Here is an 18,228-nt window from a genome sequence, read left to right on the forward strand (position 1 = left end):
GTCTCCGTCCTCCCCGTCGCTTCCGTCGTCCGCGTCACCCTTTTGACCATCTCTTGTCCGCAATACCTCTGAGACAGAGCTAATCTCGGAAGTGTGGATGCGGAAAGCCTCGCCGACGAACTGGCCGACGCGCTCGTCGGAGTGCAACGACCGATCCGGCGCCGATTGCGCCGCGGGATGACCTCGCCCCGGCTGCGCGGCGCCGAGGTCGAACTGCTGCGCCTGGTCGTGACACGGCCGGGAATCGGCGTGTCCGACGCGGCCAGGGAGCTGTACCTGGCCGGCAACTCCGTCTCGACCCTGGTCAACCGCCTAGTAGGCGACGGCTATCTGATCCGCGAGACCGACCCTGCCGACCGGCGGGCCGCGCGACTGCTGCCCACCGAGGCGGCGAGGGCGAGGCTGCGCGACTGGCGCGAGCGGCGCACGGAACTCGTGCGCCGCCAGGTGGCCCGTCTCGACGAGACGGACCTCAAGGCGCTCGAGGCGGCACTTCCGGCCCTGCGCAAGCTGGCGGAGAACCTGCACGAGGAGGCCGAGGACGCATGACGGGCAAGGCGAAAGACGCGGAAGACATGACGAACGGCGAGGCGGCCCCGGCGGCCGATGCCGTCACCTGTGCGGGGCTGCGCTACTCCTTCGGGGAGACGACCGCGGTGGACGGGCTCGACCTGTCCGTGCGGGACGGCGAGGTGTTCGGACTGCTCGGCCCCAATGGAGCCGGAAAGACGACGGCGATCCGCTGCATGACCACCCTCCTCCCCATCCCGGCAGGCATGGTCCGCGTCTTCGGCCATGACGCGGCCCGCGAACGCATGGCCGTGCGCCGTCTGCTGGGGTACGTACCGCAGCAGCTCTCGGCCGACTCCGGGCTCACCGGGCGCGAGAACGTCGCCCTGTTCGCCCGTGTCTTCGACGTCCCCCGCCGCGAGCGGGCCCGGCGCGTGGACCAGGCACTGGCGGCCGTCGACCTCACGGCCGCCGCCGACCGGCTCGCGAAGACGTACTCCGGCGGCATGGTCCGCCGCCTCGAACTCGCCCAGGCACTGGTGAGCGCCCCCCGGCTGCTGATCCTCGACGAGCCGACGATCGGTCTCGACCCGATCGCCCGGACCAATGTGTGGGAGCACGTCAACGCCGTCCGTGCCGCCACCGGCATGACCGTGCTCGTCACCACGCACTACATGGACGAGGCCGACCAGTACTGCGACCGGCTGGCCCTGATGCACCGAGGGCGCGTCCGTGCCCTCGGCACGCCCGAAGAACTGCGCAGCGGCCTGAAGGAACGCCTCGGTACCGAAGGCCCGCTGCCGACGCTGGAGGACGTCTTCCGTGACGTCGCCGGCAGTGGACTCGACGATCAGTCAGGAGACTTCCGCGATGTCCGAAGCACCCGCCGCACCGCGTCCCGTGTCGGCTGACGCCCCACGTCCCGCGGAACTCGACCTCCTTGTGTCCCCGCCGCGGGCCCGCACCGGATGGAAGGTGCTGCCCGCCCGGGTCGGCGCGATGTGCGCGGTCGAACTGCAGAAACTGCGCCACGACCGGACCGAGCTGTACACCCGGGCGATCCAGCCCGCTCTGTGGCTGCTGATCTTCGGTGAGACGTTCACCCGGATCAGGGCCATACCGACCGGCGGCATCCCGTACATCGACTACCTGGCGCCCGGCATCATCGCCCAGTCCGCGATGTTCATCGCCATCTTCTACGGCATCATGATCATCTGGGAGCGCGACGCCGGGATCCTCACCAAGCTGCTGGTCACCCCTACCCCGCGCGCGGCCCTCATCACCGGCAAGGCCTTCGCGGCCGGGGTCAAGGCGCTGATCCAGGCGATCGTGGTCATCGTCATCGCGGCGCTGCTGGGCGTCGCCATGACCTGGAACCCCCTGCGGCTGCTGGGCGTGGCGCTGGCCGTCGTGCTGGGCTCGGCCTTCTTCTCCTGCCTGTCGATGACGATCGCGGGCATCGTGCTCACCCGTGACCGTCTGATGGGCATCGGGCAGGCGATCACGATGCCGCTGTTCTTCGGCTCCAACGCCCTCTACCCGGTGTCCGTCATGCCCGGCTGGCTTCAGGTCATCAGCACGATCAACCCACTGAGCTACCAGGTGAACGCCCTGCGCGGCCTCCTGCTGGGCACGCCCTCCCACCTGCTGACCGACTTCACCGTCCTGGCGGTCGCCGCGGCCCTGGGCATCGCGTCGGCCTCGTCGCTGCTGGGACGGCTCGCCCGCTGAACCGGGGCGGGGCGGGTCCCCGGCCATGGCCCCCTTCGAGGAGGCGGCGCCGGTCATCTCTTCTTCCAGAAGGTCATCAGATCCGCGAGAGCCCTGATGATCTCGGGGCGTTCCGAAGCCGCCGTCTGCCGCAGGCTGATGACGAGCGACAGAAGGATCATGGCGACGAAAAGGCCCACGACGTAGAGGAAGAGCTGAGGAGCGGCCGCGGCCATTTGCTCCAGCGTGGTCCACATACCGCCTCCCGGAGGGAACCGGCCGCTGCTCTCGTCAGACCTCGCCCTGATGCGAAGACCTCAGCGGAGCAGGCGGACGCCTGTCGTCACGCAGTGCCCGTCGGCTGTGCACCCGGCCCGGCAGAGCGGCCGGGAACGTGACGACAGAGCCTAAGGGGCACGGCGTCATCGAGTCCGGCGGGTCCGGTGCCGGCGCGGCTCCGGACCGTCGGCGCGGCGGTGGCGGGAAGGGGATTCTCGTCGCCGCCAGACCAGTTACTTCGCAGTAGCAACGTTATAGGCGAGAGGTGCCCCTCTGTGACTGACTCGCGCAAGCGTTCACTCATTGGGTCGCCTGACCCCGCCCGAGTGGGCGCGGCCCGCGATGTGTCAGCCGAGTCGCGGGATCTCGATCGCGGGGCAACGGTCCATGACCATCTCGAGCCCCGCGGCGCGAGTCCGGTCGTAGGCGTCCTCGTCGATCACGCCGAGCTGGAACCACACGGCCTTGGCGCCCTTCGCGACGGCTTCGGCGGCGACCACGCCCGCGAGCTCGCTGTTCACGAAGACATCGACGACGTCGACGTCGAACGGAATGGCGTCGAGAGAGGGATAGCCCTGTTCCCCGTGAACCGTCTCGGCCTTCGGGTGCACCGGGACGATCCGCTTGCCGTAGCGCTGAAGGACTTCCGCGACTCCGTAGGCGGCACGGCTCTCGTTCGAGGACAGACCGACGATCGCCCAGGTGTCGCCGAGTCCTGTGAGGATCTCCCGGACCGTCTCCGTCTCACTGCGCATGCCGTGCCTCCACTCGGTCGGATGTTCGCCTGTTCACCGCAGAAGGGAACGGCCCTCGGCTGTGTGCCATTCCCGGTGCGCTGCGCCGACTGGGCGGCTGGCCCGTGCCGTGCGGTCCCACACCCGGGCTGCGTCGATGAAAGGGCGGCCTGAGATGTCCGCCGGACTTCAGCGGCGCTTCACCTGGTCGGTGGGCGCTGACCCGCCGGCGGCCGGTTCTGCGGTCTGTCGCGGCCTTGCCCTTCTCGCAGCCGTACGTGGCCGACCAGCCTGGTGATGTGCCAGGCGGCGGTGGCAGATGAGCGCCCGGCGATCCGGTGGAGTCTGTGGTCCAACGGAGTTGCCGTCCGTCCTGCCGGTGCTGGACCACGCACAGCACCGCCGTAAGGTGCCGTCATCCATGTGAACGAATGCGTCAGACCGCCCCGAATGCGCCCAGGAGTCACTTCCATTGAAGCAGTGGCAGAAGGCCCGCGCCTGGAAACCGGTGACCATCGCGGCGGTGACCGCGCTGGCGACGTTCTCCGCGTCCGCTTCCGCGGCGCAGTCCGCACCGGTGCCGAGCACGACCACGGTCCGAGCCATCCCCCCTACGCCAGTCATCGGCCAGCCGACGAACCTGGAAGCCACTGTGACCTGCTCGCAGGACGTCACAGGCGGCTCCACGATCACGTTCTTCGACGGCCCGCACCCTCTGGGCACCATTCCGGTGAACGCGGCTGGAATGGCGATCGAAACGGTGGCCTTCGCCGCCCCGGGTCCTCACACGATCACCGCCTTCTACAGCGGCAATCCCAACTGCTCGGCATCGTTCGACACGACGACCGTGAACGTTTCGCCGGCTTCGGCGTGCCCGCCACGGAAGCCTCGACACGACCACGGCCACGGACGACGTGAGATGACGGGTGTCCACGGCGGCGAAGCCGACCACTGTCGCAAGAGGAAGTCGCATGGGAAGCGGAGAGCCGGCACGCCGACGTCGGCGAAGAAGCAGGCTCAAGGGCTGTCGACCCGCAGGAGCGCGATGGCGTGGTCTGGAGCGGCAGTGTCGATGGGCACGGGGCGGGAACCTTTCGTCGCCTGCCGATCATCGTGCGTGCCGCAATACCGGTCAATCCTACGGATTTCATTCCCGCACCCAAGCCATGGCTTGGACAGGGATGCCCGCGGGACACCGGGAATGGACCCGCCTCCCTGCGCCGCGGCCCGCGTCCGCCTACGCTCGGGCCGTGCTCCGTATCACTGACGCCCGCACCGGCGAACCCACCGCGATCCCCCCGGGTCTGCTCCGCGTCCACGCGCACGTGACCGGTGCCGACACCTCGGCCCTGCGCATCCTGCTGATGGCGGATGTGCTCGCGCGGACCCTGGAAATGGGCGGAACACCCGTCGTCACGGTCGCCGACCCGTCCGCCGCGCTCAGGACCCGCGCCGACGACCTCGGCATCCGGCCCATGGACCCGGACGCGCCGGGCGTCGGACGCGTGCTGCACGTCCTCGGGCGGCAGGACAGCGCCCCCGGCGGGCCGTACGTGGAGGTCGCCCCGGCGAGCGGACCACCCCTCGGCACCGGGGCGGAGCCGGCCGCCGTACGCCTCGCCCTGCTCGCCCGCCCCCGCCGGCAGGCCGTGGATCTCGACGCGGCTGTCCTGGCCGAGACGCGGGAGACACTGGGGCGCTGGCGCAAAGCCGTCGCCACCTGGGCGACACACCCGTCCAGGCCCGTTCCCGAGCGGGTACGGGACGAGTTGCGCGCCGCCTGGGAGGACGATCTCGACATGGCGGCCGTCCTGGAGGTGCTGCAGCGCGTGGAGGACGCCGACGACATGCCGGAAGGGGCGCGTTTCGAGACGTACGCCTACGCCGACCGGCTCCTCGGCCTGGACCTCACCCGGGAGATCGGGGCCGCGACATGATGCCCCGCACCGGAACCGGCCCGCTGCGCAGGCTCGTTGTGCTGCGGCATGCCAAGTCAGCCTGGCCGGAGGGTGCCGACGACCACGAACGGCCGCTCGCGCCACGCGGCCTGCGGGACGCCCCCGCCGCCGGGCGGGCGCTCGCCGAGGCCGACTGCCTGCCCGATCTCGCGCTGTGCTCGACCGCCGTCCGCGCCCGCCGGACCTGGGAACTGGCCTCGGCCCAATGGGGCACCCCGCCCGCCGCCCGGTTCGAGTCGCGCCTGTACGCCGCCGACGTAGCGGATCTGCTGGAGGTCGTGCACGAAGTCCCCGCCGAGGTGGGGACACTGCTGCTGGTCGGGCACAATCCCGGGCTCGCGGAGCTGGTTCTGCGGCTCGCCGGGGACGGGGTCGGCGACACCCTGGACAGGGTCCGCCTCAAGTTCCCCACCGCGGCGATCGCCGTGCTCGCCTGGCATGGCGGCACCTGGGACTCCCTCGCCCCCCGAACGGCACTCCTGACGGATGTGACCGTCCCGAGGGGCGTGAAGAACTAGGGTCTTTCGTTTGGATCAGGCCGGATCCAAACGAAAGACCCTAGGCCTCCGGGAGCCCGGCGACGGGGTTCAGCCGACGTGGATCCGGGGGCGGCGGTCCGGGGCGGGCTCCGCACGGCGCAGCACCTCGCGGGTGACGGGGGCCACCTCGCCGTCGCCGAACACCAGGAAGCGCAGCAGATGGCTGAACGGATTGCCCTCGGTCCAGTTGAAGTAGGCGTGCGGCACCTCGCCGGTGCGTTCGCGCAGCTCCATCAGGACGGCCGCGATGGTGTTGGGCACCGTCGCACCCGCCACACGCAGCCTGCGCACCCCGTGCTTCTCCTCCCCGTGCACGGCCAGATCGGCGGTGAAGTCCGACGAGTCCGTGACGAAGACCTCCAGGAAGAGCACGGGGCGGCCACCGGGGATATGCGTCTGCTCCCGCTGGCTGTACTCCTTGACGCGGTACTCCCTGCTGCTGTGCTCCTGGGGCTCGTTGGCGATCAGCCGCAGCGGCCCGCTCGCGGCGGCCTCATCGATGAACCTGGCCGCGTCCTCGTCGAACGTGACCGCCGCCGCACGCAACTCGAACGCGCGGTGCACCCGGGAGGCGAACGAGGTGCCCAGGATCGCGATGATGAAGATCAGCGCGATCTTGATGCCGTCGGGCCGCTCGATCACATTCGTGACCAGGGTGTACGCGAAGACCGCCGTGATCGCGCCGAACCCCAGCGCCGCCACCCGGTGACCGCGCCGGTGGACGGCCACGGTCGAGGCGAACGCGGCGGACAGCATCAGCACCAGCACACCGGTCGCGTAGGCGCCGCTCTGGTCGTCGACGTTCGCCTTGAACCACACGGTGATGAGGACCCCGGCCACCATGAAGACCAGGACCAGAGGGCGTACCGCGCGCGTCCACTCCGGGGCCATGCCATAGCGGGGCAGATAACGCGGCACCAGATTGAGCAGACCCGCCATCGCGGAGGCACCCGCGAACCACAGGATGGCGATCGTGGACACGTCGTAGACCGTGCCGAACGCACCGCCCAGGTGTTCGTGGGCGAGATACGCGAGCGCGCGTCCGTTGGCCGGGCCGCCGCTCTTGAAGGCGTCCTGCGGGATCAGGATCGTCGTCGCCAGGCTGGACAGCAGCAGAAGGCAGCTCATGATCACGGCGGCCGTGGTCAGCAGCTTGCGGGTCTCGCGGACACGGCCCGCCGGGTCGGCGTGCGTGTCCGTAGCATCGCCCTTGACCTGCGGCATCACCGCCACGCCCGTCTCGAAGCCCGACATGCCGAGGGCCAGTTTCGGGAAGACGAGCAGCGCCACGGCGACCATCGCGAGCGGTGAGGAGTGTCCGGCGGTCATCGCGTGCGTCCAGTCGCCGATCTTCACCGGGTGGCTGAGCACCTCCCAGGCGGACACCGCCAGTACGACGACGTTCAGGGCCAGATACGTGCCCACGAGGACCACGGCGATACCGATGGCCTCCTTGAAGCCCTTCAGGAAGACGGCGCCCAGCGCCGCCAGCAGGAAGAGGGTGATCCAGAGGTTCCCGTGCTCCAGCCAGTGCGGTGCGAAGGGGTTCTCCACCACGTGCGCCGCGGCGTCCGCCGCCGACAGCGTCATCGTGATCAGGAAGTCGGTCGCCGCGAAGCCGAGGAGGACAAGGACGAAGAGCTTCCCCGCCCACCACGGCAGCAGCCGCTCCAGCATCGCGATGGAACCCTCGCCGTGCGGGCTCTCGTGGGCCACCCGGCGGTAGACCGGGAGCGCGCCGAGGAGGGTCAGCGCGATCAGCACCAAGGTGGCGAGCGGTGAAAGCAGTCCGGCGGCGAGCGCGGCGATGCCGGGCTGGTAGCCGAGGGTGGAGAAGTAGTCCACACCCGTCAGGCACATGACCCGCCACCAGGTGTGGCCCGTGTGCTCGGCGTCCGGGGTGGCGTGCGGGCCCGGGTGCCGGGCCGACCGCTCGCTCAGGCCCTCCAGCAGCCAGGCCCGCCGACGGGCCTTGGCGGCGGAGGGCTCCGCATGGCCGGGCCCGGCGGCGTCCGGGCTCTCCACCTCGGTGCCGGTCATGCTGCGTTCTCCCTGCTGTCGGTTCGGGCGGCCGGCGGGCCACGGCCGCGGTCCGGGCCTCGCGGCCCCGGTGTGGTCCGGGCCTCACGGCTACGGGTGTTCGGACAACGACGAGCGAGTATTCCCTACGCGGCCGTCCGCACCGGCGGCGGGGCGAGCGCGCCGGGCACCGGGCACGTGGCGCGCGCCGTCCCCGGTGCCGTACCCGCGGCGGCGCCGCATACGCTGGTCGGATGCAGGACGAGTACCGCACCGTCGCCCGCGCGGGCATGCACGAGACCGAGGTCAACCGCAGTCGCTTCCTGTGTTCCCTCGCGCCGGCCGCCACCGAGGAGGAGGCGGCGGAGTTCATCGCCGCCGTCCGGAAGGAGCACGCCGACGCCACCCACAACTGCTCCGCGTACGTCATCGGCGCCGGTGCCGAGGTCCAGAAGGCGAGCGACGACGGCGAACCGGGCGGCACGGCCGGCGTCCCCATGCTCCAGATGCTCCTGCGCCGTGACATGAGGTACGTCGTCGCCGTCGTCACCCGGTACTACGGTGGGGTGAAGCTCGGCGCGGGCGGGCTCATCAGGGCGTACGGGGGAGCGGTGGGCGAGGCGCTGGACACGCTCGGCACGGTCACCCGCCGCCGGTTCCGGCTCGCGACGGTGACGGTCGACCACCAGCGTGCGGGAAAGGTGCAGAACGACCTGCGGTCGACGGGCCGCGAGGTGCGGGACGTGCGCTACGGGGAGAGCGTCGCGATCGAGATCGGCCTGCCCGACGCCGATGTGGAGGCGTTCCGGGCGTGGCTCGCGGACGTCACCGCGGGCACGGCCGAGCTCGAACTGGGCGGAGAGGCATACGGGGACGCATGACGCGAGCGTGACCGCGGCCGAGGCCCGTGAGGCGGATGACCTCGCGTGGCGTCAACAGCACCTGTGACAAGGGCAACCCCGACTCCCACGGCCAAGGGCCCGGCCGTCCGGCACGGGACGCCGGTGGCAGACTGAGGTCCGTGAGATTCCTGCACACTTCCGACTGGCATCTGGGCCGGGCGTTCCACCGGGTGGCGATGCTCGACGCCCAGTCCGGATTCATGGGCCACCTCGTCACGACCGTGCGCGAGCGCGGCGTGGAGGCGGTGGTCGTGTCGGGCGATGTGTACGACCGGGCGGTGCCGTCCCTGGCCGCGGTCGAGCTTTTCGACGACGCGCTGAACCGTCTCGCGGACCTCGGAGTGCCCACGGTGATGATCTCGGGGAACCACGACTCGGCGCGCCGCCTCGGCGTCGGCGCGGGGCTCATCGGCCGCGCGGGCATCCATCTGCGCACGGAGCCCGCCGCCTGCGGCACCCCGGTCGTCCTGGCGGACGCCCACGGCGACGTCGCCTTCTACGGCCTCCCCTATCTCGAACCGGTCCTGGTCAAGGAGGAGTTCGGGATCCCCGAGGCGGGTCATGAGGCGGTGCTCTCGGTGGCGATGGACCGGGTCCGCGCCGACCTCGCCACCCGCCCCCCGGGCACCCGTTCCGTCGTCCTCGCCCATGCCTTCGTCACCGGCGGCGAGCCCAGTGACAGCGAGCGGGACATCACCGTCGGCGGCGTGGCCGCGGTGCCCGCGGGCGTCTTCGACGGCGTGGACTATGTGGCGCTGGGCCATCTCCACGGCAGCCAGACCATCACCGACCGGGTCCGCTACTCCGGCTCCCCGCTGGCGTACTCCTTCTCGGAGTCCGGGCACCGCAAGGGCATGTGGCTGATCGACCTGGGGTCCGACGGCTCGGTCACGGCGGAACGCATCGACTTCCCGGTGCCGCGCGCGCTCGCCCGGATCCGGGGGCGGCTTGAGGAACTGCTCGCGGATCCCGGGCTGGAACGCCACGAGGACGCGTGGGTGGAGGCCACGCTCACCGATCCCGTGCGGCCCCCCGAGCCCATGGCCCGGCTGGCCGAGCGTTTCCCGCACACCCTCAGCCTCGTCTTCGACCCCGAACGTGCCGAGGAGGAGTCAGGCGTGTCGTACGCGCGGCGGCTCGCGGGCCGCTCGGACGAGGAGATCGCGGAGGACTTCGTGGCGCATGTGCGCGGATCGGGACCGGACGACCGCGAACGAACCGTGCTTCAGGACGCGTTCGACTCGGTGCGTGCCGACGCGGTGGCCGGGGAGACCGCCCGGTGAGGCTGCACCAGCTGGAGATCACCGCCTTCGGACCCTTCGGCGGCACCCAGAAGGTGGATTTCGACGAACTGTCAGCCGCCGGGCTCTTCCTGCTGCACGGACCGACCGGCGCCGGAAAGACATCGGTCCTGGACGCCGTGTGCTACGCGCTGTACGGGGCCGTGCCCGGTGCCCGCCATAGCGGCCAGGGAATGACCCTGCGCAGCGACCACGCAGAGCCACACGTGCGCACCGAGGTCCGCCTCGAACTCACGGTGACCGGGCGCCGGTTGGAGATCACCCGGCAGCCGCCGCGGGAGCGGCCGAAGAAGCGTGGCACCGGCACGACCGTCGAAAAGGCGCACACCGCGCTGCGCGAGTACGACACCGCCACCGGTGCCTGGAAGAGCCTCAGCCGCTCACATCAGGAGATCGGCGAGGAGATCACCGAGCTGCTCGGCATGAGCCGGGAGCAGTTCTGCCAGGTCGTCCTGCTTCCTCAGGGTGACTTCGCCCGCTTTCTGCGCGCCGACGCCGAGGCCCGCGGAAAGCTGCTGGGCCGCCTCTTCGACACCCGCCACTTCGCCGAGGTCGAAAGGCGCCTGGCCGAGTGGCGCCGGGCGGCGGAGGGCGAGGTACGGGACGGGGACACAGCCCTGCTCGCCGATGCCCACCGGATGCAGCAGGCGGCCGGTGACGATCTGCCCCTGCCGGACCTCGCCCCGGGCGATCCCGGGCTCGCCGACACCGTCCTGGGCTGGGCCGCCGTCGCCCGCAGCACGGCCCGTGAGCGTCTCACCCTCGCGCACTGCGCCCGGAGCGCCGCGGAGTCGGCGCAGGCAGCCGCGTGGCACCTCATGGACGACACGCGTGAACGGGCGCGTCTTCAGCGGCGGTTCGCCGAGGCCCGCGAGCGGGCGGCGCTGCTCGCGCAGCGCGCCGACGCCCACCAGGAGGCGCAGGCGCGCATGCGGCGCGCGCGAAAGGCCGAGTCCGTGGCTCCCGCCCTCGCCCTGCGCGAGGGTACGGAGAACGAGCACCGCGACGCCGCGGACGAGGAGGCACGGCTGCGCGCCCGGCTCCCGCGGGCCCTCGCGCAGGCCGGCGCCACGGAGCTCGCGACCGCGGCACGCCGGGCCGCCGAGGAGCTGGGCGGCCTGGAGTCGGCCCGTCGCGCCGAGGCACGGCTGACCGGCCTCGCCGCGGAGCGGACGGACCTGGACCATGAGGAGCGCGCCGACGAGGTGGTTCTCCAGGACGCCGGGGAGTGGCTGGCCGGCTGGGAGGCGGCACGTGCGGCCGTCCAGAAGCGGATCGACGGCGCACAGGAGGACGCGACCCGGGCCGAGCAGCTCGCGGCGCGCCGCGAACCCGCGCTGCGGCGGCTGGAGGCGGCCCGTGAGCGGGACGCACTGACACGCGAGGCCGAGGCCGCGCAGGCCCGCGTCCTCGGCTCCCGCGAACGCGCCCTTCAGGCCCATGAGCACTGGCTCGAACTCAAGGAGCAGCGCCTCGCGGGCATCGCCGCGGAACTCGCCGCGAGCCTGGCCGACGGCGAGCCCTGCGCCGTCTGCGGCGCCGTCGAACACCCCTCGCCCGCGCGGAAGACGGCCGGGCACGTCGACCGTGAGGCGGAGGAGCGGGCGCTGGCGGCCCACCGGCGTGCCGACGGCGAGCGTGCCGGGGACGAACGGCGGCTCGGCGCCGTACGGGAGGCGCTGGCCGCGGCCACCGCGGAGGCCGGGGAGGCGTCCACCGCCCGGCTCGCCGTGGACGCCGAGGAACTGGAGCGGCTCTACGGCGCTGCGCGCGCGGGCGCCGCACGGCTGCACGCCGCGCAGGAAGAGCTGAGGCAGGCGGAACACGAGAAGGAGAGACGGGACGCCGACCGGCAGCAGGCGGCGCTGCGGCAAGCGGCCCGGGCCTCCCGTCGCGACACCCTGGACCGTGAACGGGCCTCCCTGGAGGCGGAGCTGGCCCGGGTAAGGGGCGATGCCGTGAGCGTGTCCGAGCGCTCGGCGGAACTGGAGCACCGGACCGCCCTGTTCACCGAGGCCGCCGAGGCCGTACGGGCGGCCGAGGACGCCGCGCGGCGGCTGAAGGAAGCCGACGCGCGGCTCTCCGACGCCGCATTCCGCGCCGGGTTCGACACCCCGCGGGCCGCAGCCGCCGCCCTCCTGGACGACACGGCACACCGCGAGCTGCAACGGCGCCTGGACGCCTGGCAGCAGGAGGACACCGCCGTACGCGCGGTGCTCGCCGAGCCGGACACCACGGCCGCCGCGCAGCAGCCGTCGGCGGACCTCCCGGGTGCCGAACGGGCGGCCGAGGCGGCCGGCCGCCGGCTCCAGGAGGCGGTCTCCGCCCAGGACGCGGCCTCCGCGCGCTGCGCCGACCTCGATCGCCTGTCCACGCGGGCCACCCTGTCCGCACGGCGGCTGGCGCCCCTGCGCGAGGAGTACGACCGGGTGGCCCGGCTGGCGTCACTGGCGGCCGGTACGTCCGCCGACAACGAACGCAGAATGCGCCTGGAGTCGTATGTGCTCGCCGCGCGTCTCGAGCAGGTCGCGGCGGCTGCGACCGTACGCCTGAATCGCATGTCCTCGGGCCGCTACACCCTCGTTCACTCCGACGACCGCTCGGGCCGCGGGCGCAGCGGCCTGGGACTGCATGTCGTCGACGCCTGGACCGGGCGGGAACGCGACACGTCGACCCTCTCGGGCGGGGAGACGTTCTTCGCATCCCTCGCGCTCGCCCTCGGCCTCGCGGACGTCGTCACCGACGAGACCGGCGGGGTGCGCCTGGACACCCTCTTCATCGACGAGGGCTTCGGCAGCCTGGACGACCAGACTCTGGACGAGGTACTGGACGTACTGGACTCCCTGCGCGAACGGGACCGCAGCGTGGGCATCGTCAGCCATGTCGCGGACCTGCGGCGCCGGATCCACGCCCAGCTGGAGGTCGTGAAGGGCAGAACGGGGTCCGTGGTGCGGCAGCGGGGTGCCGGCTGAGACGCCCTCAGCGGCCGAGGGGACGGCGGGGCAGGGGCGAGGAGTACACGACGCTCGTCGTCACCGAGCCCAGTGTGCCGATCCTGCCCGAGATCTCCTCCAGGTGCCGCATCGAGCGTGCCGCGACCTTGATGACGAAGCAGTCGTCGCCGGTGACATGGTGCGCCTCCAGGATCCCGGGCGTCGCGGCGACGAGATCGTGGAACGGCTTGTAGTTGCCGTTCGGGTAGCGCAGCCGGACGAACGCCAGGATCGGCAGGCCGAGGCGCTCCGGGTCGACGACCGCGGCATACCCCTGGATGACGCCTGCCTCCTCGAGGCGCCGTACCCGTTCGGTGACCGCGCTCGCGGACATGGCGACCGCACGGGCCAGCTCCGCATAGCTGGCGCGGCCTTCGCGCTGGAGGACATCGAGGATGCGCCAGTCGGTGGCATCCGGGGAATACACGGTCATTCCCGAGGAATAGCAGGGCGATCCCCGGTCGATCAAGGGGTGCGCCGTGGATCGTTCCTTCAGGAGAGCGATCACGGTCCGTAGATTTCACGGCATGGAGATCCACCGACGAAAGGACCGGCCGTGAGCCCGACCGCGAGCATCGGTACGACGACCGTCAACCCCGTCCTGCGCGTAGCCCCGGCCGCCCCCGCGGACGCCGCCGCCCACTTCCGGGCGAGCCTCGCCTTCCACACCGATGTGTCCGACGTGGCAGCCGCCCTCGCGGCCGGGGCGGACCCCGGCTTCGTGGTCCTCGACTCGCGCTCGGCAACGGCATGGGACCAGGGCCACATCCCCGGTGCGGTGCACCTTCCGACGGCGCTCGTCCCCGGGCACGCGGAGCGACTCCTCGACAAGGCCGTGCCGGTGGTCGTGTACTGCTGGGGCCCGGGCTGCGACGGCGCGGCCCGCGCCGCGCTCGCCCTCGCCGAACTCGGCTACCAGGTCAAGGAGATGCTCGGCGGCTTCGAGTACTGGGCGCGTGAGGGTTTCGCGTACGAGAGCCGGGAGGGCCGCGAGCGCCGCGCGGCCGACGTTCTGACGGCACCCGCGGGCACGGGCGACTGCGGCTGCTGAGGTGTGGGGGCGGTGCCTCCGGCCCGGCGCGTGCGTGTAGCTTCTGGGCATGGCCGGTTACGCGGATCAAGGCACTGTCGAGTGGGTGGAGTCGGGCGGCGGGCCGCTCATCGCGGTACCCGAGGTGGTGCTGCCCTTCTGGGCGGGCGCCGACGGCGACGAGATGTCCTCCGACTACGACCGGGCCTGCGAGGTCGAGGGATACATCGGCCTTGTACCGGTCGGCGACACCCGCGCCCTGGTCCTCGGCGACGAGCCCGCTTCCACCGCCTATCTGCCCGAGCACGGCACCTTCGTACGGTGGTGCGCCGCGGAGTCCGAGGCCGCCCTGCTCGATCGCGTCCCCGAGGCGCTGCGGACGGCGCAGTGGGAGCCGGATGTGCGGTGGGACGTTCCGGGCGATGTGGTGCTGTTCGACGCGGCGTGGCCGGGAAACGAGTCCGCACGCACCGACCATCTGCGGGTGGCGCTGGAACCGGGCCGGTACATGGTCCGCGCCGCCTATGTGGAGCCCGGCCCCGAGGTGTGGACGGTGCTCGTGCAGGTGCGCAGGGCCGTGGACTGACGCCTCGCTGCCCATGCGCGGCCGCCGGCCCCGGCTGCCGGACCGGGAAAGTGCCCGGCCCGGCAGCCAGGCCGGGTCACAGACGCGACAGCTCGTCCACCAGGTCGTCCAGGCCCAGCGAGCCCTGTGACAGCGCCGCCATGTGCCAGGCCTTCGCGTCGAAGGCGTCGCCGTGCCGCTGCCGTGCCGCCTCGCGGCCCAGCAGCCAGGCGCGTTCGCCCAGCTTGTAGCCGATCGCCTGGCCGGGCATCGACAGATAGCGGATCAGCTCGCTCTCCACGAAGTCCGCGGAGCGGCTGCTGTGGGCGCCGAAGAACTCCTGCGCCAGCTCCGGAGTCCAGCGCTCACCCGGGTGGAAGGGCGAGTCGGCGGGGATCTCCAGATCCAGATGCATGCCGATGTCGATGATGACGCGCACCGCCCGCATCATCTGGGCGTCCAGATAGCCGAGCCGCTGCTCCGCGTCGGTGAGGAAGCCCAGCTCGTCCATGAGGCGCTCCGCGTACAGGGCCCAGCCCTCCGCGTTGGCGCTGACGCACCCCACGGTCGCCTGGTAGAGCGAGAGGTCGTCCGCCACGTGTGTCCACTGCGCGAGCTGGAGGTGGTGGCCCGGGACACCCTCGTGGTACCACGTCGACACCAGGTCGTACACCGGGAATCTGGTCTGCCCCATGGTCGGAAGCCAGGTCCGGCCCGGACGGGAGAAGTCCTTCGACGGAGATGTGTAGTAGGGGGCCGCGGCACTGCCGGGAGGCGCGATGCAGGACTCCACCCTGCGCACCCGCTCGGCCAGTTCGAAGTGCGTGCCGTCGAGCTCCTCGATCGCCTCGTCCATCAGGCCCTGGAGCCATTCGCGTACCTCGTCCACCCCCTCGATATGCCTGCCGTGCTCATCGAGGTGCGCGAGCGCGACCCAGGGGGTCTTCGCGCCGGGCAGGACCTTCTCGGCCTCCTTCTTCATCTCGCCGAGGAGGCGGTGGTACTCGGACCAGCCGTACGCGTACGCCTCGTCCAGATCCAGGTCCGCGCCGTTGAAGTAGCGTGCCGCGCGGGCGTAGCGCTCGCGGCCCACCGTGTTGGGCGCGCCCTCGACCGTCGGCGCGTACACGTCGCGCATCCAGTCCCGCAGTTCCACGACGGCGGCGGTCGCCGCGCGGGCCGCCTCGTCCAGTCCGGCGCGCAGCGCCTCGGGGCCGGAGGACGCGAAGTCCTCGAACCAGCCGTGGCCCCGGCCGTCCGTGTCCGACCACTCGGTGAGCTGCTCGACGAAGGTGGCCGTCGGGCGCGGGCCCGCGTACAGCTTCCGCTCCAGACCGAGGGCGAGGGACTCGCGGTAGCCGCGCAGTGCGGCCGGAACGGCGCGGAGCCGCTCCGCGACCGCCGCCCAGTCCTCCTCCGTGGCGGTGGGGGTGATTGTGAAGACGTCACGCACGGAGTGCACCGAGGAGTGCATGTTGCCCACCATGCGCAGGCCCTCGTCGGCCTCGTGCATGGCGAGTTCGGCGGTGAGCCGCTCGCGCAGCAGGCGCGCGCACCGGCGCTCGATGTCGCTGTCCCCGCCCGGCCGGCGCTCCGCCGCGTCGAGCTCCGCGAGAGTCGATCGCGCCAGCTCGGCCAGCGCCTCCTGGCCCGCGGGCGAGGTGTCGGGCAGCTTGCTCGAACTTTCCTTCACGCCGAGGTAGGTACCGGTGACCGGGTCGAGGGCGACGAGGGCGTCGACGTAGGCGTCGGCGACCTGCCGGGGCAAGAGGCTCCTGGTGGTGTCTGACATGGCCACAATCCTGGTACGCCGACGTGGTCCACGTCACCTGGATTCAGCGCTCGGCATAGGCCGGTTCAGCGGGTTTCGGATGCGTCCGCCCTGGGAGGCAGCAGCGGGCCGCAGTCCCACTGCTGGAAGATCAGCCGGGTCTCCACGCGCGCGACCTCGCGGTGCGCCGTGAACTCGTCCAGGACCAGCCGCTGGAGATCGGCCATGTCCGCGACCGCTACATGCACCAGGTAGTCGTCGGGACCGGTGAGATGGAAGACCGTACGGGACTCGGGCAGTGCCCGGATCCGCTCCACGAAGGGGCCCACCAGCTCCCGCCGGTGCGGCCTGACCTGCACCGACAGCAGGGCCTCGAGACCGCGCCCGAGCTTCGCCGGGTCGAGTCGCAGCTGATGGCCGAGAATCACGCCCGTGCGGCGCAGCCTCGTCACCCGGTCGAGACAGGTCGAGGGCGCGACCCCGACCTGCGCCGCCAGGTCGCGGTACGTCGCCCGGGCGTCGTTCTGCAACAGCCGCAGAAGATGAAGATCCACCGGATCCAGTACGACGGAATCGGCCATGCGGCGAACGTAACACGGGATCCGGCGTCATGTCTCCGGCCAGTGTTCAGTCTGCCGTCCATGGACTCCCGCACCCATGGCGCGTACGACGCGCAGGACCGATACGCAGTGGGCGCCCGCGCCCGCCGGGAACTCGCCACCGAGGCCGTGCACGCCGGACGTGAGGATCTCGCCGAGCTCGGGCTGCACGCTCCGCCCCTCGACTTCTCGACGACCTACCCCTCCCATGACAGCCGCGACGAGGCCGCGCGTATCGACGCCTTCGCCGCGGACGGCGCGGAGCTGGACGGCCCGCCCGTGTACGGGCGTCTGGGCAATCCCACCGTCGCCCGGTTCGAGACCGCGCTCGCCCGGCTCGAGGGCACCGAGAGCGCGGTCGCGTTCGCGAGCGGCATGGCCGCGCTGAGCGCCGTCCTGCTCGCCCGGGGCGGTATGGGGCTGCGCCATGTCGTCGCCGTACGCCCGCTGTACGGCTGCAGCGATCATCTGCTGACCGCCGGGATGCTCGGCTCCGAGGTGACCTGGACCGACCCGGCGGGCATAGCGGACGCCCTGCGTCCGGACACCGGCCTGGTCATGGTCGAGTCCCCGGCCAATCCGACACTCGCCGAGATCGACCTGCGTGCCGTGGCCCACGCCTGCGGTTCGGTTCCGCTGCTGGCCGACAACACCTTCGCGACACCCGTGCTGCAGCGCCCCGCGGAGCTGGGTGCCCGGCTGGTGCTGCACAGCGCCACGAAGTACCTCGGAGGGCACGGCGATGTTATGGGCGGGGTGGTGGCCTGCGACGAGGAGCTGGCACGCCGGCTGCGCCAGGTCCGCTTCGCGACGGGCGCGGTGCTCCACCCGCTGGCCGGCTATCTGCTGCTGCGAGGTCTGTCGACCCTGCCGATCCGGGTCAGGGCCGCGTCGGCCACCGCCGCCGAGCTCGCGCAGCGGCTCGCGGCCGATCCTCGCGTGGACCGCGTCCACTATCCGCGGATCGGCGGCGCGATGGTCGCCTTCGAGGTGCACGGCGATCCGCACGAGGTGATCGCCGGGGTCCGTCTGGTCACTCCCGCGGTCAGCCTCGGCAGCGTCGACTCCCTCATCCAGCACCCGGCGTCCATCAGCCACCGCATCGTGGACCCGACGGACCGCAGGGGCGCCGGGGTGAGCGACCGGCTGCTGCGGCTGTCGGTGGGGCTCGAGGACGTCGAGGACCTGTGGGCCGATCTCGACGGAGCGCTGGGAGCGGGGCGCTGCGCGGGTGGCCTGCGGCAGCCGGAGGTCGCGGGGCGCTAGCCGGCCCCGGACCGCTCCACCGGAAGGCCGAACGGCCCGGCGCTCGGGTGCG

At 71.9% G+C, this 18,228-nt stretch carries 18 protein-coding genes; 12 read left to right on the top strand and 6 right to left on the bottom strand.

Translation table 11 applies throughout. The features are described 5' to 3' along the window. The first annotated feature begins 93 nt into the window (after window positions 1-93). The 3 genes from ABZ845_RS13710 to ABZ845_RS13720 are packed head-to-tail and all read left to right on the top strand — an operon-like array spanning window position 94 to window position 2,241. Entirely contained in the window at window positions 94-549 is a 456-nt protein-coding gene (locus ABZ845_RS13710; protein WP_360977738.1) for a MarR family transcriptional regulator, read from the top strand. A 26-nt stretch (window positions 550-575) separates the two neighbouring features. Beyond that, window positions 576-1,421, top strand: coding sequence for an ATP-binding cassette domain-containing protein (locus tag ABZ845_RS13715; RefSeq protein WP_360978158.1), 846 nt, complete (start codon window positions 576-578; stop codon window positions 1,419-1,421). Continuing rightward, window positions 1,381-2,241, top strand: a complete 861-nt coding sequence (locus ABZ845_RS13720) for an ABC transporter permease (RefSeq protein WP_360977741.1) — start codon at window positions 1,381-1,383, stop codon at window positions 2,239-2,241. Before ABZ845_RS13715 ends, ABZ845_RS13720 begins: the two co-directional genes overlap by 41 nt. A 53-nt stretch (window positions 2,242-2,294) precedes the next feature. Here the strand turns inward: ABZ845_RS13720 and ABZ845_RS13725 are convergent, their stop codons facing one another. Further along, the gene (locus ABZ845_RS13725; RefSeq protein WP_360977744.1) at window positions 2,295-2,477 is read right to left on the bottom strand and encodes a hypothetical protein; all 183 of its coding nucleotides are present in this window, start codon (window positions 2,475-2,477) and stop codon (window positions 2,295-2,297) included. A 369-nt stretch (window positions 2,478-2,846) separates the two neighbouring features. Next, a complete protein-coding gene (locus tag ABZ845_RS13730) occupies window positions 2,847-3,254 on the bottom strand; it encodes a CoA-binding protein (protein ID WP_360977747.1) in 408 nt (135 codons plus the stop codon). A 451-nt stretch (window positions 3,255-3,705) separates the two neighbouring features. On the opposite strand from ABZ845_RS13730, the gene ABZ845_RS13735 reads away from it, so the two are divergent. Genes ABZ845_RS13735 through ABZ845_RS13745 form a run of 3 tightly spaced genes read left to right on the top strand, consistent with a single transcriptional unit; the run spans window position 3,706 to window position 5,709 of the window. Next, entirely contained in the window at window positions 3,706-4,500 is a 795-nt protein-coding gene (locus ABZ845_RS13735; protein ID WP_360977750.1) for an Ig-like domain-containing protein, read from the top strand. Continuing rightward, entirely contained in the window at window positions 4,484-5,170 is a 687-nt protein-coding gene (locus ABZ845_RS13740; protein ID WP_360977753.1) for a hypothetical protein, read from the top strand. The genes ABZ845_RS13735 and ABZ845_RS13740 overlap by 17 nt, the downstream gene beginning before the upstream one ends. Further along, on the top strand, window positions 5,167-5,709 hold the full coding sequence (locus tag ABZ845_RS13745) for a histidine phosphatase family protein (RefSeq protein WP_360977756.1): 543 nt from the start codon (window positions 5,167-5,169) through the stop codon (window positions 5,707-5,709). The genes ABZ845_RS13740 and ABZ845_RS13745 overlap by 4 nt, the downstream gene beginning before the upstream one ends. Window positions 5,710-5,778: 69 nt before the next feature. Here the strand turns inward: ABZ845_RS13745 and ABZ845_RS13750 are convergent, their stop codons facing one another. Continuing rightward, window positions 5,779-7,770: an amino acid transporter gene (locus ABZ845_RS13750; protein WP_360977761.1), complete on the bottom strand. Its 1,992-nt coding sequence runs from the start codon at window positions 7,768-7,770 to the stop codon at window positions 5,779-5,781. A gap of 233 nt (window positions 7,771-8,003) precedes the next feature. Between ABZ845_RS13750 and ABZ845_RS13755 the strand changes: the two genes are divergently transcribed. The 3 genes from ABZ845_RS13755 to ABZ845_RS13765 all read left to right on the top strand — a co-directional run bounded on the left by ABZ845_RS13755 (window position 8,004) and on the right by ABZ845_RS13765 (window position 12,924). Beyond that, a complete protein-coding gene (locus ABZ845_RS13755) occupies window positions 8,004-8,630 on the top strand; it encodes a YigZ family protein (protein WP_360977764.1) in 627 nt (208 codons plus the stop codon). A 140-nt stretch (window positions 8,631-8,770) separates the two neighbouring features. Beyond that, window positions 8,771-9,934 (top strand): exonuclease SbcCD subunit D, encoded by a 1,164-nt coding sequence (locus tag ABZ845_RS13760; RefSeq protein WP_360977767.1) that lies wholly within the window; start codon window positions 8,771-8,773, stop codon window positions 9,932-9,934. Beyond that, window positions 9,931-12,924: an SMC family ATPase gene (locus ABZ845_RS13765; protein WP_360977770.1), complete on the top strand. Its 2,994-nt coding sequence runs from the start codon at window positions 9,931-9,933 to the stop codon at window positions 12,922-12,924. The genes ABZ845_RS13760 and ABZ845_RS13765 overlap by 4 nt, the downstream gene beginning before the upstream one ends. 7 nt (window positions 12,925-12,931) lie before the next feature. On the opposite strand, the gene ABZ845_RS13770 is transcribed toward ABZ845_RS13765, so the two are convergent. After that, on the bottom strand, window positions 12,932-13,378 hold the full coding sequence (locus ABZ845_RS13770; protein ID WP_360977773.1) for an Lrp/AsnC family transcriptional regulator: 447 nt from the start codon (window positions 13,376-13,378) through the stop codon (window positions 12,932-12,934). A gap of 123 nt (window positions 13,379-13,501) precedes the next feature. Here ABZ845_RS13770 and ABZ845_RS13775 point away from each other — a divergent pair, with 123 nt between their 5' ends. Both ABZ845_RS13775 and ABZ845_RS13780 read left to right on the top strand, forming a co-directional pair. Beyond that, complete coding sequence (locus tag ABZ845_RS13775) at window positions 13,502-13,996, top strand: rhodanese-like domain-containing protein (protein ID WP_360977776.1); 495 nt, start codon at window positions 13,502-13,504, stop codon at window positions 13,994-13,996. 49 nt (window positions 13,997-14,045) lie between these two features. Continuing rightward, a complete protein-coding gene (locus ABZ845_RS13780; RefSeq protein WP_360977779.1) occupies window positions 14,046-14,561 on the top strand; it encodes an immunity 21 family protein in 516 nt (171 codons plus the stop codon). Between the two features lie 76 nt (window positions 14,562-14,637). On the opposite strand, the gene ABZ845_RS13785 is transcribed toward ABZ845_RS13780, so the two are convergent. Both ABZ845_RS13785 and ABZ845_RS13790 read right to left on the bottom strand, forming a co-directional pair. After that, window positions 14,638-16,332: a DUF885 domain-containing protein gene (locus ABZ845_RS13785; RefSeq protein WP_360977782.1), complete on the bottom strand. Its 1,695-nt coding sequence runs from the start codon at window positions 16,330-16,332 to the stop codon at window positions 14,638-14,640. Between the two features lie 65 nt (window positions 16,333-16,397). After that, window positions 16,398-16,892: an Lrp/AsnC family transcriptional regulator gene (locus ABZ845_RS13790; protein WP_360977785.1), complete on the bottom strand. Its 495-nt coding sequence runs from the start codon at window positions 16,890-16,892 to the stop codon at window positions 16,398-16,400. 60 nt (window positions 16,893-16,952) lie between these two features. Between ABZ845_RS13790 and ABZ845_RS13795 the strand changes: the two genes are divergently transcribed. Continuing rightward, a complete protein-coding gene (locus tag ABZ845_RS13795; protein WP_360977788.1) occupies window positions 16,953-18,176 on the top strand; it encodes a PLP-dependent transferase in 1,224 nt (407 codons plus the stop codon). The last annotated feature ends 52 nt before the right edge of the window (window positions 18,177-18,228 follow it).

The sequence above is a fragment of the Streptomyces sp. NPDC047022 genome (genome assembly GCF_040644155.1).
Taxonomy (GTDB): Bacteria; Actinomycetota; Actinomycetes; order Streptomycetales; family Streptomycetaceae; genus Streptomyces.